The organism is Pontibacter sp. HSC-14F20 (assembly GCF_019599265.1).
Taxonomy (GTDB): Bacteria; Bacteroidota; Bacteroidia; order Cytophagales; family Hymenobacteraceae; genus Pontibacter.
The window spans coordinates 62690-77866 of sequence record NZ_JAHZTC010000010.1 but is presented as its reverse complement, the minus strand read 5'-3'; the positions used below and the strand labels follow the sequence as shown (position 1 = coordinate 77866).

The 15177-nt window shown below is 49.3% G+C and carries 21 protein-coding genes; 6 read left to right on the top strand and 15 right to left on the bottom strand.

Features of this window, described 5'->3' with window-relative positions; all coding sequences use genetic code 11:
* Positions 1 to 25 precede the first annotated feature (25 nt).
* The gene (locus tag K3G39_RS11535) at positions 26 to 1015 is read left to right on the top strand and encodes a YihY/virulence factor BrkB family protein (protein ID WP_255594258.1); all 990 of its coding nucleotides are present in this window, start codon (positions 26 to 28) and stop codon (positions 1013 to 1015) included.
* Positions 1016 to 1090: 75 nt separating this feature from the next.
* On the opposite strand, the gene rlmN is transcribed toward K3G39_RS11535, so the two are convergent.
* Together rlmN and K3G39_RS11525 are read right to left on the bottom strand one after the other, a co-directional pair.
* Positions 1091 to 2164, bottom strand: coding sequence for a 23S rRNA (adenine(2503)-C(2))-methyltransferase RlmN (gene rlmN / locus K3G39_RS11530; protein WP_220626315.1), 1074 nt, complete (start codon positions 2162 to 2164; stop codon positions 1091 to 1093).
* Positions 2165 to 2185: 21 nt separating this feature from the next.
* A complete protein-coding gene (locus tag K3G39_RS11525) occupies positions 2186 to 2614 on the bottom strand; it encodes a thioesterase family protein (RefSeq protein WP_220626314.1) in 429 nt (142 codons plus the stop codon).
* A gap of 173 nt (positions 2615 to 2787) precedes the next feature.
* On the opposite strand from K3G39_RS11525, the gene mnmD reads away from it, so the two are divergent.
* The 3 genes from mnmD to K3G39_RS11510 all read left to right on the top strand — a co-directional run bounded on the left by mnmD (position 2788) and on the right by K3G39_RS11510 (position 4660).
* Entirely contained in the window at positions 2788 to 3465 is a 678-nt protein-coding gene (mnmD, locus tag K3G39_RS11520; protein WP_220626313.1) for a tRNA (5-methylaminomethyl-2-thiouridine)(34)-methyltransferase MnmD, read from the top strand.
* Positions 3466 to 3531: 66 nt separating this feature from the next.
* Positions 3532 to 4071 (top strand): glutathione peroxidase, encoded by a 540-nt coding sequence (locus tag K3G39_RS11515; RefSeq protein WP_220626312.1) that lies wholly within the window; start codon positions 3532 to 3534, stop codon positions 4069 to 4071.
* A gap of 271 nt (positions 4072 to 4342) precedes the next feature.
* Entirely contained in the window at positions 4343 to 4660 is a 318-nt protein-coding gene (locus K3G39_RS11510; protein ID WP_220626311.1) for a hypothetical protein, read from the top strand.
* 106 nt (positions 4661 to 4766) lie between these two features.
* On the opposite strand, the gene K3G39_RS11505 is transcribed toward K3G39_RS11510, so the two are convergent.
* Both K3G39_RS11505 and bshC read right to left on the bottom strand, forming a co-directional pair.
* Positions 4767 to 5348, bottom strand: a complete 582-nt coding sequence (locus K3G39_RS11505) for a 5-formyltetrahydrofolate cyclo-ligase (RefSeq protein WP_220626310.1) — start codon at positions 5346 to 5348, stop codon at positions 4767 to 4769.
* Positions 5348 to 6910 carry a bacillithiol biosynthesis cysteine-adding enzyme BshC gene (bshC, locus tag K3G39_RS11500; RefSeq protein WP_255594257.1) on the bottom strand — a complete coding sequence of 521 codons (1563 nt, stop codon included), beginning with the start codon at positions 6908 to 6910 and terminating at the stop codon, positions 5348 to 5350. The genes K3G39_RS11505 and bshC overlap by 1 nt, the downstream gene beginning before the upstream one ends.
* 270 nt (positions 6911 to 7180) lie before the next feature.
* Here bshC and K3G39_RS11495 point away from each other — a divergent pair, with 270 nt between their 5' ends.
* Positions 7181 to 7561 carry a PH domain-containing protein gene (locus tag K3G39_RS11495; RefSeq protein WP_220626308.1) on the top strand — a complete coding sequence of 127 codons (381 nt, stop codon included), beginning with the start codon at positions 7181 to 7183 and terminating at the stop codon, positions 7559 to 7561.
* Position 7562: 1 nt separating this feature from the next.
* On the opposite strand, the gene K3G39_RS11490 is transcribed toward K3G39_RS11495, so the two are convergent.
* The 11 genes from K3G39_RS11490 to K3G39_RS11440 form a co-directional block, all read right to left on the bottom strand.
* Positions 7563 to 7958: a hypothetical protein gene (locus K3G39_RS11490; RefSeq protein WP_220626307.1), complete on the bottom strand. Its 396-nt coding sequence runs from the start codon at positions 7956 to 7958 to the stop codon at positions 7563 to 7565.
* A 180-nt stretch (positions 7959 to 8138) separates the two neighbouring features.
* A complete protein-coding gene (gene rimO / locus K3G39_RS11485) occupies positions 8139 to 9452 on the bottom strand; it encodes a 30S ribosomal protein S12 methylthiotransferase RimO (protein WP_220626306.1) in 1314 nt (437 codons plus the stop codon).
* 213 nt (positions 9453 to 9665) lie between these two features.
* On the bottom strand, positions 9666 to 10076 hold the full coding sequence (locus K3G39_RS11480) for a hypothetical protein (protein ID WP_220626305.1): 411 nt from the start codon (positions 10074 to 10076) through the stop codon (positions 9666 to 9668).
* A gap of 114 nt (positions 10077 to 10190) precedes the next feature.
* Positions 10191 to 10703 (bottom strand): carboxypeptidase regulatory-like domain-containing protein, encoded by a 513-nt coding sequence (locus K3G39_RS11475; RefSeq protein WP_220626304.1) that lies wholly within the window; start codon positions 10701 to 10703, stop codon positions 10191 to 10193.
* An 18-nt stretch (positions 10704 to 10721) separates the two neighbouring features.
* On the bottom strand, positions 10722 to 11681 hold the full coding sequence (gene ftsY, locus K3G39_RS11470; protein ID WP_220626303.1) for a signal recognition particle-docking protein FtsY: 960 nt from the start codon (positions 11679 to 11681) through the stop codon (positions 10722 to 10724).
* 113 nt (positions 11682 to 11794) lie between these two features.
* Positions 11795 to 11947 carry a DUF4295 domain-containing protein gene (locus K3G39_RS11465; RefSeq protein ID WP_007652248.1) on the bottom strand — a complete coding sequence of 51 codons (153 nt, stop codon included), beginning with the start codon at positions 11945 to 11947 and terminating at the stop codon, positions 11795 to 11797.
* 2 nt (positions 11948 to 11949) lie between these two features.
* The gene (rpmG, locus tag K3G39_RS11460) at positions 11950 to 12138 is read right to left on the bottom strand and encodes a 50S ribosomal protein L33 (protein ID WP_007652246.1); all 189 of its coding nucleotides are present in this window, start codon (positions 12136 to 12138) and stop codon (positions 11950 to 11952) included.
* A 122-nt stretch (positions 12139 to 12260) separates the two neighbouring features.
* Positions 12261 to 12473: a hypothetical protein gene (locus K3G39_RS11455; protein WP_220626302.1), complete on the bottom strand. Its 213-nt coding sequence runs from the start codon at positions 12471 to 12473 to the stop codon at positions 12261 to 12263.
* Between the two features lie 51 nt (positions 12474 to 12524).
* The gene (locus K3G39_RS11450; protein ID WP_220626301.1) at positions 12525 to 14144 is read right to left on the bottom strand and encodes an aminopeptidase P family protein; all 1620 of its coding nucleotides are present in this window, start codon (positions 14142 to 14144) and stop codon (positions 12525 to 12527) included.
* Positions 14144 to 14383, bottom strand: coding sequence for a 50S ribosomal protein L28 (rpmB, locus tag K3G39_RS11445; protein WP_007652245.1), 240 nt, complete (start codon positions 14381 to 14383; stop codon positions 14144 to 14146). Before rpmB ends, K3G39_RS11450 begins: the two co-directional genes overlap by 1 nt.
* 133 nt (positions 14384 to 14516) lie before the next feature.
* The gene (locus tag K3G39_RS11440; protein WP_253401136.1) at positions 14517 to 14690 is read right to left on the bottom strand and encodes a DUF5522 domain-containing protein; all 174 of its coding nucleotides are present in this window, start codon (positions 14688 to 14690) and stop codon (positions 14517 to 14519) included.
* A gap of 145 nt (positions 14691 to 14835) precedes the next feature.
* Here K3G39_RS11440 and K3G39_RS11435 point away from each other — a divergent pair, with 145 nt between their 5' ends.
* Positions 14836 to 15150, top strand: coding sequence for a hypothetical protein (locus K3G39_RS11435; protein WP_220626300.1), 315 nt, complete (start codon positions 14836 to 14838; stop codon positions 15148 to 15150).
* Positions 15151 to 15177 lie beyond the last annotated feature (27 nt).

The following is a 15177-nucleotide window of genomic DNA, read 5'->3' as shown; positions in this document are numbered from 1 at the left end:
AGCTATTCTGATACAGAAAAGCGATATGACGAAATCTATAACCGGCATTATATTCCCTCTCACAAAGAACACTTTCAACGGGTTTCTGGATAATGGCTCCCTGATGCTTGCGGCGGCGCTCGCTTTCAACGCTATTTTCTCTATTCCCCCCCTGCTGGTCATCATCATACAGGCGGCTGGGTTCTTTTTTGGTGAAAAGGCCGTCTCTGGTGAACTGTCTAATCAGATTTCAGGGGCAATAGGCCCGAGCGCAGCCGAATCCATTGAGACCATTGTGCAGAATGCGGCTGTGAGCGAAGGAGGCGGCATAGCGTTCTGGATAGGTATAGGCACGCTTATTTTTGCGTCTACTACGTTTTTTGCAACGCTGCAGGAGTCACTGAACCGGGTTTGGAATGTGAAGCCGAAGCCAACAAACGGTATCGTGAAGATGCTGAAGGTACGACTGTTCTCATTTGGCATCGTGCTGAGCATCGCCCTGCTGATGCTGGTGTCGCTCTTGCTGAGTGCCGTCATCTCTATTCTGAGCGATTACCTCCGTGACATCTTCGACAACTACCTACAGTTCATATCGCCGGATGTACTTTACTACCTCATCAAGACCATGGACTTCGTTCTGTCAGTTGCCATTATCACGGCCCTGTTTTCACTCATTTTCAAGTACCTGCCCGATGCTATTATTAAATGGCGAGATGTATGGGTAGGCGCTCTGATCACGGCACTACTGTTCACCATCGGCAAATTTCTGATCAGTTGGTTTATCAGCACCAGCGATCCGGGCTCGGCCTACGGGGCAGCAGGCTCTATTATCGTCATTTTAGTCTGGATCTATTATTCGTCGCTTATCGTGCTGTTCGGGGCGGAGTTTACCCAGCAGTATGCCGCTGAGTTTGGACAGGAGATACGGCCGAAGGCCCATGCCGTGCTGTTCAGAGAGCAGGAGATCACCGACAACCCGCACGACTTATCGAGCGGCAGACCAAGGCCCGAAGGCAGGTTTAACAAAGCTAGTTAGTCGTAAACTCAGGTATAGCAAAAGGCCCCTGCTACAGGTATAGCAGGGGCCTTTTGTATTTGTGTGAGGTATACCTTAAGCGGGCTGTTTCTCCTTTACGGCCAACTGTCCGCAGGCAGCATCGATGTCTTTGCCACGGCTGCGGCGCACGTTCACCTGTACGCCACGATCGGCGAGGTAGTAAATGAAGTTCTGCCAGCGGTCTTCGTCAGTATTTTTAAAGTCAGCGTTCTCAATCGGGTTATACTCGATCAGGTTGATCTTGCAAGGTATAACTTTGGAGAAACGATACAGTTCTTCGGCATCCTGCAGGGTATCGTTGAAGTTCTGGAATACGATGTACTCATAAGTCACTTTACGACCCGTCACTTCATGGAAGTGCTTGAGGGCATCAGTCAGCGCTTCCAGCGAGTTCGTTTCGTTGATCGGCATAATCTGGTTGCGCTTCTCGTCGTTGGCGGCGTGCAGCGACAGGGCCAGGTTGGCTTTCACGCCATCGTCGGCCATCTTCTTAATCATTTTGGCTATACCTGCTGTGCTCACCGTAATGCGTCGTGCGGCCATACCTAGGCCGTCGTGCGCTGTGATGCGCTCGATGCTCTTCATCACGTTGGCATAGTTCAGCATCGGCTCGCCCATACCCATGTACACGATGTTGGAAAGCGGTTGGCCATACTGCTCCAGGCTTTGCTGGTTGATGCGCACTACTTGGTCATAAATCTCTGCGGCATCGAGGTTGCGCACGCGGTCCATGTAGCCGGTAGCGCAGAACTTGCAGGTAAGCGAGCAACCTACCTGGCTACTCACGCAGGCAGTTTTACGTTCCTCGTGGGGTATAAGCACACCTTCCACAATGTTGTCGTCGTGTAGCTTGAAAGCAGATTTGATAGTGCCGTCGTTGCTGATCTGCTTGGTAGCCACTTGCACGGCGTTAATAGCAAAGTGCTGGTCCAGCTTTTCGCGTAGGGCCAGGCTCACATTGTTCATCTCCTCAAACGACTGCGCTGAGTGCTTCCAGATCCATTCATAGACCTGTTTGGCACGAAACGCTTTCTCGCCCTGCTCCACGAGCCAGGCCTTTAAGTCGTCGAGTGACAGCTTACGGATGTCTTTTTTAGTTAAAACGGGTATATCTGCAATCAAATTCATACCACAAAATTACAAAAATACTTAGGCTTTAGTTTCAATCCGGGCTTTTACTTCGTCGGGCAGGGCCATTAATTTTCGTTGCTGGTAGTTAAAGCACAGCATACCTGTTTTAGCGCGGGCTACTTCCTTGTCGTTTTGGTTGAGCACGTGGTAGGTAATATCGAAGCCATACTTGTGCACATCGCCGAAAGCCAGCCGCAGCGTCAGCACATCGCCATAGAAGCCTTCGCCCTTGTACTCGATGGCCACATCAGCCATGATCAGGCTCGCGCCGCCCAGGTCGAGCTCGGTATAGCCGAAGTGCTTGAGTAATTGAAGTCGTGCCTCGTGCAGGATAGAGAGCAAAGCATCGTTACCCAGGTGGGCACCGTAGTTCAGGTCTGTGATGCGCACCGGTATAGTGGTCTCAAAAGAAACATGTGCAGGTATAGCTACTTTGATGCGGGGCATATTTAGATGGTTAAATTGTTGAATTGTTAAATAGTTGGTAGGTTTTTATCACCATGCAGGAATAGGTCGTGCACATGTATTCATCGCATCGGCCATTATTCACTAATCATTAATCATTATTTATTGCGGACAGGACAAAGCATTGCTTACATTTGTAAAGTAAATAAATAATCATGCATCTCGAAATCAGGCAGACCAAAGACGGCTCCAACACCCTGTATGTGCCCGAATTGAACGAGCACTACCACTCGGTGCATGGCGCTTTGCAGGAGTCGCAGCATGTCTTCATTAAGCATGGACTGGAGTATGTGCTTAATCTCCGTAAAGACATCAAAATACTGGAGGTAGGATTTGGCACCGGCCTCAACGCTATTCTCACCTACCCTTTTGCGTTGGCTCAAAAAGCGTTTATCCAATATGATACGCTGGAGAAGTTTCCGCTGACCATGGACGTGGTGGAGCAACTGCAGTTTGATCAAGTGATCCTGAATCCGGAGCTGCACGATGCATTTTTGGGTTTGCACCAGGCCCCCTGGAACGAGCCGGTTGATGTGATCCCCTACTTTACGCTGCAAAAGATCCACGAAACACTCGAGGAATTCGTGCCACCGCGCGCCTATTACGACCTAATTTACTTCGATGCCTTTGCTCCAGAGAAGCAGCCCGAACTGTGGTCTGACCAGATGTTTGCCAAGCTATACCAGGCCACCCGCCCCGGCGGCGTACTGGTTACCTATTGTGCCAAGGGCTCGTTTAAGCGCAGCCTCAAAGCAGCCGGTTTTGAAGTTGAAGCCCTGCCAGGCCCTCCGGGAAAACGCGAAATGACACGCGGCATCAGACCAGTCGAATAAAACTTTTTCCCTCGTTTTCGGTTGAGGTATAGTATACCTGAAGTAGAAAACATACCCAAACGAACGATGAACAATCAAAATAATAATAGTCCATTTTATAATCTCTCGGCCACATCATTGCAGGGCAGGAAAGTGAACATGGAAGACTTTAAGGGGAAAGTGGTGCTGGTGGTGAACACTGCCAGTAATTGCGGATTCACGCCTCAGTACGAGGGGCTGGAAAACCTCTATAAGCAATACAAAGACGAGGGTTTGGTCATTCTTGGCTTCCCTTGCAACCAGTTTGGCAACCAGGAGCCCGGCGGTAAAGAAGAAATAGAACAGGGCTGCCTCATCAATTATGGCGTGAGTTTTCCAGTGATGGAAAAAGTAGATGTAAACGGCAACAACGCCCACCCGGTGTTCCAGTACCTGAAATCAGAGCTGGGTGGTCTGCTGGGTAGCCGTGTGAAATGGAACTTCACCAAATTTCTGATCGATGCCAACGGGAAACCGGTAAAACGCTACGCTCCGATTACCAAACCTGAGAAGATAACACCGGACATAGAGCGCCTGCTGCAGAAAACGCAGGTAACACCCGACCCCCTGGAACAAGCTAACAAATAGCATATCAGCAAGTTGCGAATCATCCTATAGTAGCCTGTTAAGTATGTTGCCAAGGTACAGCACACATGCTGTATAACTTCGATTTATACCAAGCTGCTTATTTTTAGGCCATTACAACAATGTTTTATCTTAACAAAGTATAAAACAGACACTTACATTTATATTTCGATAATTTTTTTTCAGGCGCTGCCACAAAAATTGTTTTATTTCTGGAATTAAGTCTTATTTTGCATTGTCTTAGAGCAGTGAAAGCAAATCAACAGGAAGCAAAATGAAGAAATTATTACAGAAAGTGGTGAAGCCTTTAGTAACCCCATTCAAGGCGAAGTATGAAGTAGTGTGCACGACATATCAGGTTATACCTGGTCTGCCCGTAAACAAGAACGAGTCGAGACACCAGTTTGAGCGTGGCGCTGTAGTAGAGGCCCGCGAGTTTTACACCAAAGTGGTAAGCTCCGACATGACCCGCACCATGGCACCTGTTGAAGTGCAGCTGCGCAAAATTTACCTCGGCGGCAAAACAATTGAGCAGGCTGAATTTGGCCCTGTATCTCAGTTGCGCCAGGTGGTGAACGGCAAAAAGAAATAAACGCCAACCGCGTTACTTACAAAAAGCCCTGTCGCAGCAATGCAACAGGGCTTTTTGTTTAGGAATAATAATGTTGGGCATATGAAAGTCACTCGCCAAGAAAAAACTAAGGTATAGCGTCTGGCCAGACACCCTGCGGGGTAATGGCAAAGTCGAGTAGCACGTCGTATACGTTGGGGTCGGCAATGTGCTCCACGGGCGGTTCCAGCGAAAGGCCTATCTTCACCACATCAGGGCGGCATTCGGCCAAGAAACGGTCGTAGAAACCCTTGCCATACCCTACCCGATGGCCCTGCTTATCAAAAGCCAGCAAAGGAATCAGCACCAGGTCTACCTCGTTGGCATGTATGATCTGCCCATCTTTCGGCTCCGGTATACCCCAGGCATTTTCCACCAGCACCGATTCTTCGGTGAGGTGATGGTGGGTGAGCACGTTTTGTATAGCATCAGTTACAGGCACTGCCACTCGCACTTCGGGGTACTCCAGCCGCAGCCGCTCAATGATGGCCCAGGTATTTACCTCATTATTTTTGATGATGGGCAAAAACAAGTGCACCGTCTGCCCCGCTTTTAGCGCAAACTGCTGGAAAAACAAATCGGCGATGCGCTGGCTCCGCACGGCCACCTCGTCAACGGACAGGGTCCGGCGGCGTTGCAGCATGGTTTTTCGCAGCTCAGCTTTTCGCATTACTCCTCCTCCAGTATCGTGAATTTAAACTCCAACGGGTCGAAAGCCTCTACCAGCGCAGGTATGAAGTTCGGGTGATTGGTCTGGTATGAGAGCAGGTTATCCTGACGCTCCTGCAGGCTGCCGTTCGGGAAGAGTTTGTCTTTCAGGTTCTCGAGCTGCTTAAAGGTTTGTTCGTGCTTGCTGTCGCGGGCCTTGGAAAGCTTTTTCTCGAGCATCTGCAAAGAGTTAATAGCCTTCTGCTGTTCGGCCGCTACGGCTTTCACCAAAGTCGGGTCTATACCTGCGGCTAGTTCCTCTACCTGTTTAAAAGTTTGCGACACAGCATCGCGTTGGGTTTCTAAGTTAATTTCTGCTTCGTGCAGCTGCGACGAGAGTTTCTTTTTGAGTTCCTGGTAATCCTGAAACAAGTCGAGTGGCTGCAGACCCAGTTTATGCATGCGGGTAGCGTTAGGCTTGCTGATATACAGGGCCGAATTGCGCAGCATGATGATCGGGAAAGTTACCTGATGGGCCTCGAACACCTTGCCCAGTTGGAACCAGTACGCCACTTCGGCTCCACCGCCAATGTAAGCCAGGTTCGGCAGTACCATCTCTTCGTAGAGCGGGCGCAAAATCACATTCGGACTAAAGCGCTCCGGGTGCTGCTGCGCCTCCTGCAGTATTTCCTGCTGCGAGAAGCTCAGGTCGGTGTTGAGTACTTTATACCTATCGCCTTCCTGCACAATACGCTCGCGCATACCATCCTGCAGGTAAAACAGGTTAATCTCGCGTGAAAACACCTGTGGCCTATACCCAAGTTGCTCCAGTTGTGTGTTCGTTTCCTCTACTAACTTATTCGATAGCTGCTCAGTCAGTTCTTGTTCCACCACAGGTAGCAGTGCCTTCTTCAGTTCTTTGTCGTCACCGTCGATGCTCACCAAACCATACTCCCCAAACAGGGCATGCGTAATGGCGCGGGTTGCATCGGCCAGGGTGCTGCTGTTGCGGTAGGCTTCTTCAAAAACAGGGAAAGCTTCCGGTAATTCTTCCAGCACCTTGTCCAAACCAGTTGTTGAGAAACGGCCCACCGCACCGGTTTGGTCCGACTCCCAAGTATAGCGATTGCCGAACAGGTTGAAGTGGTTTATCTCCGCGAAGTCGTGGTCTTCGGTAGCCATCCAGTACACCGGCACAAAGTTAGCATCCGGGTATTGCTCCTTCAGCTGGCGACAGGTGTTGATAGCCGTCACGATCTTGTACACAAAATAAAGCGGACCGGTGAAAATATTGAGCTGGTGGCCGGTAGTAACGGTATAGGTATTGGGCTGCCGCAACAGTTCCAGGTTTTGCTGCACAGCAGGGTGAACTTCGGCAACAGCACTATACTGCTTCAGCAAAGCCTGATACAAGGTATGGCGCTGGACTTCGGTGAATCGCTTTTCCTCGATCTGCTTACCAAAGGCCTCCAGTGTCGGGAAGCGATGGTAGAAAGTCCGCAGCTTTTCGCTTTGGGCAAGGTAATCAGCTATTGTCTGGGAGAAGGCGCCTGTGGTGGCATAGTCCACCTTCGTTATTTTCATATCAGTTACTTCCATCTGCTTTGTTTTGTGGCCCTGCGCTTGTGTAGCTACCTGCACGGTATAACAAAGCGCGCTCACCTAAGTTAGCCACAAAGTACGTTTTTTTATTATTGATATATAGCCGATACGATAGAAAACAGGTATAAGCGGATGGAATCAGGAGTTTGTGCGTATACACATTTGGACGAATCCTGCAGAGTGATACCCGCCGGGCTATACTTGCACTGGTCTTTTGTCCTTTGTCAAATATTCTTTTATTCAATCAACTATATGGGACTACTAAACGGATTATTAGGCCATGCTTCGGCGGTGCCTGTCGAGAAACTCACCAAAGAATTTCAGCCTATTTTGCTTGATGACGAGCAAATCGAAAAAGCTTTTCGCCTGATCCGTGACATGCTCGTGTTCACGAATAAGCGGCTGATCGTGGTGAACAAGCAAGGGCTGACAGGCTCCAAGATTGAGTATCAGAGCGTGCCGTATGCCAGCATCAAAATGTTCTCGAAAGAGAGTGCCGGCATGATGGACTTCGACGCCGAACTGAAGATTTGGCTGACAGGTGAAGCCACACCCACCATTAAGCAGGAGTTTCGCAAAGGCGACAATGTAAACGAGGCCTACAAGGTGCTGAGCAAATACGTGCTAAAGTAGTTTACACGGAGTTGAGCCAGCCCTCGGCGTTTTCGGTCGTTTCGAAGCCTTTGGCAATACCATCCCGCACCATGCTCATGGCCCTGTCGGTGGAGAGACGGCTGAAGTAGTCCTGCGAGTAGACGGCTGCATGGTATTGCAGCCCTGCCTGCTCGGCCCGCGGATGCCAGTCAAACGCCAGCCAGTCAGTCAGTTCTACCCAAAGGCCCTGAACGTCGTAATGGTTGTCTAGCAATTTGTGGCAGCGCTCTTTCTGCACAAAAAATAGTATCTGCTCATACCCCTGCTTGATGACATCGCTGGTAAAGGTGCCATGCCAGGTAGCTACAACGTAGTCTTCCACAGCGTTGTATTCGAGGGTAAGCGAATCGGTGGTGAGTAGTTTAATGTGACGCATCTGGGAGAGAAAGACCTTCGGAGAAAAGTCTATGTTTTGTATATATGTAGGTTCGAAAAACCATAATACGCAATTCCGGGCTATAATCAAAAAAGGAGATCCCAGGTTTGCCGCAGCATCCAAGGGATTTCCTTTAATTATTGTCTATACGTGAGTTAAACGCTTAATTCTTAGCAAAAATTAAAGTATGATTTCGCCATACAGGTCAAAGTCCGAGGAGTCGGTGATTTTCACGTTGGCAAAGTCGCCAATGCGCACATACTGGTTGTCGGCTGGCACGAGCACTTCGTTGTCTACTTCCGGCGAGTCGTATTGGGTACGGCCCACGAAGTAGCCGCTCTCTTTACGGTCAAACAACACCTTGTAGGTTTTGCCTATTTTCTCTTCGTTCAGCTCTACCGATATACCTTGTTGCAATTCCATAATAGCATCGGCACGCTCCTGCTTCACCTCGTCCGGCACGTTGTCCTCTAAGGTATGGGAGTGGGTGTTTTCTTCGTGTGAATAAGTGAAAATGCCCAGACGCTCGAAACGCGTCTCCTCTACCCAGTCGTACAGCTCTTGAAAATCCTGATCGGTTTCGCCCGGGTGACCTGCGATCAATGTCGTACGCAAAGCAATGTCCGGCACACGCTGACGAATCTGATCCACCAGCTCTATGGTGCGGCGCTTGCTGATGCCACGGCGCATGGTCTTGAGCATATTGTCAGAGATGTGCTGCAAAGGCATATCCAGGTACTTGCAGATATTTTCGCGTTCGTTCATCACGTCAAACACCTCCATCGGGAACTGCGATGGGTAAGCGTACTGCATTCTGATCCAGTCTATACCTTCCACATCCGACAGATTGCGTAGCAAGTCGGCCAGCTTGCGCTCCCCGTAGTGCTGCAATCCGTAGTAAGTCAGGTCCTGGGCAATCAGGATAAGTTCTTTAGTGCCCATGCTGGCCAATCGTTTTGCCTCCTTCACCAGGTCTTCAATCGGACGGTCCACGTGTTTGCCACGCATCAAAGGTATAGCACAGAAAGAGCAGGGACGGTTACAGCCTTCAGCTATCTTAAAATAGGCGAAGTGCGAAGGAGTAGTAATCAATCGTTCACCAATCAACTCGTGCTTGTAGTCTGCCTCCAGTTTTTTGAGGAGCTGCGGCATTTCGAGCGTTCCGAAGTAGGCATCGACCTGTGGAATCTCTGCTTCCAGGGAGTCCTTATAGCGCTGCGACAAACAGCCGGTTACGTATAGCTTGTCAATCTGACCTGCTTCCTTGGCATCGGCATAGCGCAGAATGGTGTCGATAGACTCCTGCTTGGCATTGTCGATAAAGCCGCAGGTGTTCACGATGATAATATTCGAATCGTCGTTTGCAGACTCGTGCGCCACGTCAATCTCGTTGGCACGCAGCTGCCCCATCAGCACTTCCGAATCCACGAGGTTTTTAGAGCAACCCAGCGTGATGACGTTTACCTTGTCTTTCTTTAAACTTCTTACTTTCACTTATCTATGTATTAGCACGGTAATTCCCAATTACTCAAAACCATTGCGGCTCGGCATTAGTTCGATTGGGCAAATGAACTGCAAAAGTACAACAAGTTTGGCTAATAAAAGAACGTCGCAGGTGTAGCAGGCTGTACTTTCGGAGCTATACCTGCTTTACGACACCGCGTTGTAGCCACTGTTATACCTCCACGCGCTGATATACCTCTTTTTTCAAGCTTTGGCCGATTGGCTGAACCATTTCCTGGCAGCAGACTCGTCTTTCACTACTTCGATTTCAATTGGCAGTTGATAGTTGACGATCAACAGATTAATCACCTGGTATAGGTTTGAGTCCCAGAGATAATCAGGAGACTCAAGCATGGCGATGCGCTTTAGGGGAGTATGGGGAATGTTGAGGATGAAATGGTTGATGATGTCCTCGGTGAGTACGCCCCCCGACGGCTTTCCTGACGAAATAATCAGGTTAGCCGCCTGCTTCTCCTGAATAACAGTGAACAGTGTAACGATGGTTTGGAAAAACCGGGCAGACTCAACACTCAGCTCATCCGCCCACCTCACACTCAGGATGTTCGGTACAGCTTCGTATACCATCTCCATCATACTATCTTCGCTCTCAATCATCTACAAATACCCAGGTAAAACGAAGATCTTAAAATAAACAAAGCGGACTTTTTAGAAGTAATGGAGCATGCTGCAGGAGGCTCATTCGGTAACCAGCCACATAGTTGCATGTGCTTAATAAAACGCGTTGTAATTCACCAGAAACTCCACCGTCGTTACTTTACCCTCCTGCACCTCCACCGGAAAAATGTTCATCTCGCCGTCAAAAAGGTTAGCGTACAGGCCTTGTTCTTCTTTTGTGAAGAGGCTATACCTGCCAGGCTCCAGAAGAACTGCAAAGTTGCCGTTGGCGTCTGTCTCCACTTGCGTAATGAGTTTAGTTTGAATGTTGGTGTGAAAAACACCGTCCTGGGATGTGGTTTGCGTGCTGTTGGTAAGCTCGTAGATGTAGACTGTGCGCTCTACGCCACGTGGCTGGCTGGGCGGCGCGTCCGGAGATGGCATTTGGTTGCCTGCCTCCCACAGTATCTGCCCCTGTATACCTTGCTTGATCTGCATCTGCTGCCCGGTTTGCGTTTTCAGCTCCTGCTGCGTGTTTTGCGCTTCGCCTTCTTGGCCTAAGGTGCTTTGAGTGCCGTTACAAACGGTCAGCAACAATGAGAGCCCTATCAGCAGCAATTTTCCCATACAGGCAACAGCAAAAATTTATTTGCGGGAGAAGAACGACTCTACGAACTGGTTCTTATCGAACAATTGCAGGTCTTCAATCTTCTCGCCTACCCCGATGTATTTCACCGGAATCTTAAACTCGTCGGAGATACCGATCACCACACCACCTTTGGCCGTACCGTCGAGCTTGGTGATGGCCAGCGCCGTAACGTCGGTGGCTTTGGTGAACTCACGAGCCTGTATCAGGGCGTTCTGGCCTGTGCTTCCGTCGAGCACCAGCAAAACCTCGTGCGGCGTGTCTTCTGTTATCTTCTGCATCACACGCTTGATCTTCGAAAGTTCGTTCATCAGGCCCACTTTGTTATGCAGTCGGCCCGCCGTGTCAATAATCACGACATCGGCGCCTGAATCTACTCCTTTTTTTACGGCATCGTAGGCCACAGAGGCTGGGTCGGTGTTCATGCCATGCGAAATGACCGGCACACCTACACGCTCGCCCCAGATGATCAACTGATCCACGGCGGCGGCACGGAAGGTATCGGCAGCACCCAGCACAACCTTTTTGCCGGCTTTATGGAATTGCGATGCCAGTTTACCGATGGTAGTGGTTTTACCCACGCCGTTCACACCCACAACCATGATCACGTACGGCTTTATACCTGCCGGTAGATCGAAGTTAGCGCCGTCGCCGGCGCGGTTCTCCCCGAGCAAAGCCGCAATCTCTTCACGCAGAATCCTATCGAGTTCGCTGGTGCTCACGTACTTGTCGCGGGCCACACGCTTCTCAATGCGGTCGATGATCTTTACCGTCGTCTCTACTCCTACGTCCGCATGCACCAGAATTTCCTCCAGTTCGTCGAGCACCTCCACGTCTACCGTGGATTTGCCAACAACTGCTTTGCTCAATTGCCCGAAAAAGCTGGTTTTGGTTTTCTCAAGACCTTTATCGAGCGATTCTTTCTTCTGCTCTTTGCTGAAAAAGTCAAAAATTCCCATTTGCGTGTTTTGTAGGGTGAGACTATCTCGGTGTGATACGGTAATATACTAAAAAAGTCCCGGTAAAGGGACTTTTTCATGTATTCAATCTATGTATAGTAGAGTAGGCTTAATTACTTCTTAAGGAACTCCTGTACTTTGTCAACAGGCACCATCTCTTCTTTAAAGCTGTAAGCACCAGTTTTTGGAGACTTAACGGCTTTGATCACTTTTGCCCAATCTTTACCTGTAGCGGTCTTTAGGGTTGCAACTACCTTCTTAGCCATGGTTATTTAATTTCTTTGTGTACAGTTACTTTTTTCAACACAGGGTTATACTTCTTAAGCTCTAAACGCTCAGCTGTGTTCTTTCTGTTTTTGGTAGTGATGTACCTTGAAGTTCCAGGCATGCCAGTCGCTTTATGCTCTGTGCACTCCATAATTACCTGGATTCTATTACCTTTTGCTTTTTTAGCCATCTCAACAGTAAATTTTTATTTAGGACTGCAAATATACAAGCTTAAATCTCTAATTACAAACAAAGTATAAATTTTTCTAAAGAAGCTTTTTCGAGCTGCCAGAAGTACCCTTTTATACCTGCTTATGCGTCTTGCTCTTTCAGAAATCTGTGGGACAAAAGGGCATACAGTAGCATACCAGCAATAGGAATCAGCATCACAGCCGCCAGGAACAGCGTTCTGCCCCACTCGCTTCTAAAGTCTTTCCGGTATATGTCCCACACGATATACATCTGCAGGATAAGTAAGGCGCCAATAACACAGCAGAGTACTGTTTCATTAAAGTTTGCATCCATCTTCTTTATACCTGAACAAGTATGCAATATACCTGATGGTCGCCTTAACTACTAATGTTCTAAAGCTGGCAATTTAAAACCATCCAAAGCGCTCGGCTGAGTCATAGTCTTCTCAATTTCCGCTACGGTACGTGGCGCCAGTTTCGAGAGGTTTTCCCAGCCTTTTTCTGTGATCAGGATATCATCTTCGATGCGCACGCCGATGCCCCACCACTTCTTGTCGCAAGGGCTACCTTCGGGTATATAAATGCCCGGTTCCACGGTAATGACTGTGTTTGCCTGGAAAGGCCCGAAGCTGCCACGATCGTGCACATCCAGGCCCAGGTAGTGCGAGGTGCCATGCGGAAAGTAGCGCTGCACTTCTTCTCTTTTCTTGATTACGCCCAGCTTCACCAGCCCATCAGCAATTACGGCTTCTGCAGCCTGGTGCGGGGCGTTAAAAGCATTGCCCACTTTGCATTGTTGAAAACCCGCCTCCTGCGCCTTTAATACCAGTTCATAAATGGCGCGTTGCGCTTTGGTAAACTTGCCATTGACAGGTATAGTGCGTGTCACGTCAGCGGTATAGCCCAGGTACTCAGCTCCCACATCCATCAATACCAGTTCGTTGCCAGGTATAGCCGGCTTGGCGCTGGAGGTATAGTGCAGCACACAGCCGTTGTTGCCGGCCCCAACTATACTCGGGTAGCCTACATGCTGCGCCCCGTATTTTTTGAACACAAACTCGTGTATACCCTGCACTTCCATTTCGGACATGCCCGGCTTCAAGGCTTTCATTACCTCTATCTGCCCGATGGCTGACATACCTGCCGCCTTGCGAAGGAGATTGATTTCCGCCTCGGTTTTCACTTCCCGCATGCCGTCCAGTAGTAGGTCGAGTGTGAAAGCGTCGAGTTTATGATTAGGTATAGCAGCCACGGCTTTAGTGCGGGAGCGCATGTCTTTGGCTTGCAGGTAACCTTGTAGTGACTTGTCGTTCTTCAGTTCCGGCTCTCGTTGCATGGCCTCCTGTATATAGGCAGCTACTCCTTCTGTCTGCCCCAACCCGTGTTCGCGCACAATGCCGTAGAGCATGCTGCGGGTCGCGTTGAAGTTGGCCGGGTACTTTACTTTCGTTTTGAACTGACCGAGCAGGCTAAACAAGTCCGCTTCGTCAGCTGCATCGTCGCGCACGTCATGCGGCAATTCCTTGATCAGGATGTGCTGCAGGTTGGTCGTGTCGAGTTTAAAGCCGGCAAAGTCGGTGTTCGCAAGTGTGGCTATACCTAGTTCCTTTTCTGCTCTTTCTACGCCTAGCCTGCTACCGTTCCACAACTCCTGCATCTGGTCGTTGGGCTGCACGAACAGTAATTCCTGCACCTGCTTGCCATTCACGTGCTGCGGACTCTGGAAAAGCAGCAGCACCGCACTCGGCTCGGTATAGCCGGTCAGGTAGTAGAAGTCAGGGTCGGGATGGTAGTAGTAGTCCACGTCGTTGGCGCGGTTGCGCACGGGACTGGCAAAAAGAACGGCAACGGAGCGAGGGGGCAGCTGTTGCCGCAGGACCTCTCTCCGTTGCCGATGAAACTCTTTATCTAAAGTATCAGATGGCTTTCCTGAGCCTGCGTGCGGTTGCGCTACTGCCGTAAAGGACAGCCAGCATAACAGTACGCACAGCCGGAAGGCTGCCATTAGTACATAATGAAGCCTTGCTCTACTGCTTTCTTCAGAACGGCAGAAATACCGTTTTTGTTGATTGTTCTCAATGCTGAAGTAGAAACTTTAAGGGTTACCCAAGCATCTTCCTCAGGGATGTAGAAACGCTTCTTCTGAAGGTTCGGATAGAACTTACGCTTTGTCTTATTGTTAGCGTGAGAAACGTTATTTCCTACTTGTACTCTCTTTCCGGTTAAATCGCAAACTCGTGCCATCTTGTATTTTCTTCTAAATTATTTCAATAGGGGTGCAAATATCTATAAAAAGAAACACAATGTCAAAGGCATAGCAGATAATTTTAGCAAAACATGCTCTAAAACAGCTACAAAGGCCTTTAAACTGCATCGCCTATACCTTGTCCGAACCTTTCTCTCCGGCTTCTTTCTTCTTTTTAGTGAAGCCATAAGGGCAGTTGCGGCAGGCGTTGCAGCAACAGTAGCCACGCTTGAGCAGGTACTTGGCCGTCAGCACCATCAGTCCCCGCTCAAAGTAAAAATCCTCTCCTTCTTTCAGATCGCTCACGGCTATACTTCTTTTTGAACGCCAAATATCGGCAAAATCAGGACGCTCACCAAATAACTGTGCTTCTCTCTATACCTTCCTCACAATACCCGTTAACCAAGATATTGTTCCTTGCCGCGCATTCAATACCTAAACCATATAAACTATGTCCCATTTCAACAATTTGAGTGAGGCCGTATCCGTCATGCGCTCCCGCGGCTTCGTGAATACCTTCAGCATACAGCACCGGCAGGTATACTGCTCTGAACTGAGCAAGTCCATCTCCCCTGCCCAACTTACCTTGATCGAGCGGCATGTCGTGCCTTCGCCTTCTGCGCAGAATGGCGAAGAGGAGGTATACGGCTTCCGCACCGATGACAACCAGTTCGGCATCATGACCAACATTTACGCTGAGTATGATCCCGAGGGCTTCTACACTGTGTTCAGACAATGCCTGAAAGGGCAAACAAGGCGCGCGTAGGCCTAGTTTCCGGGCAAAGGTATAATT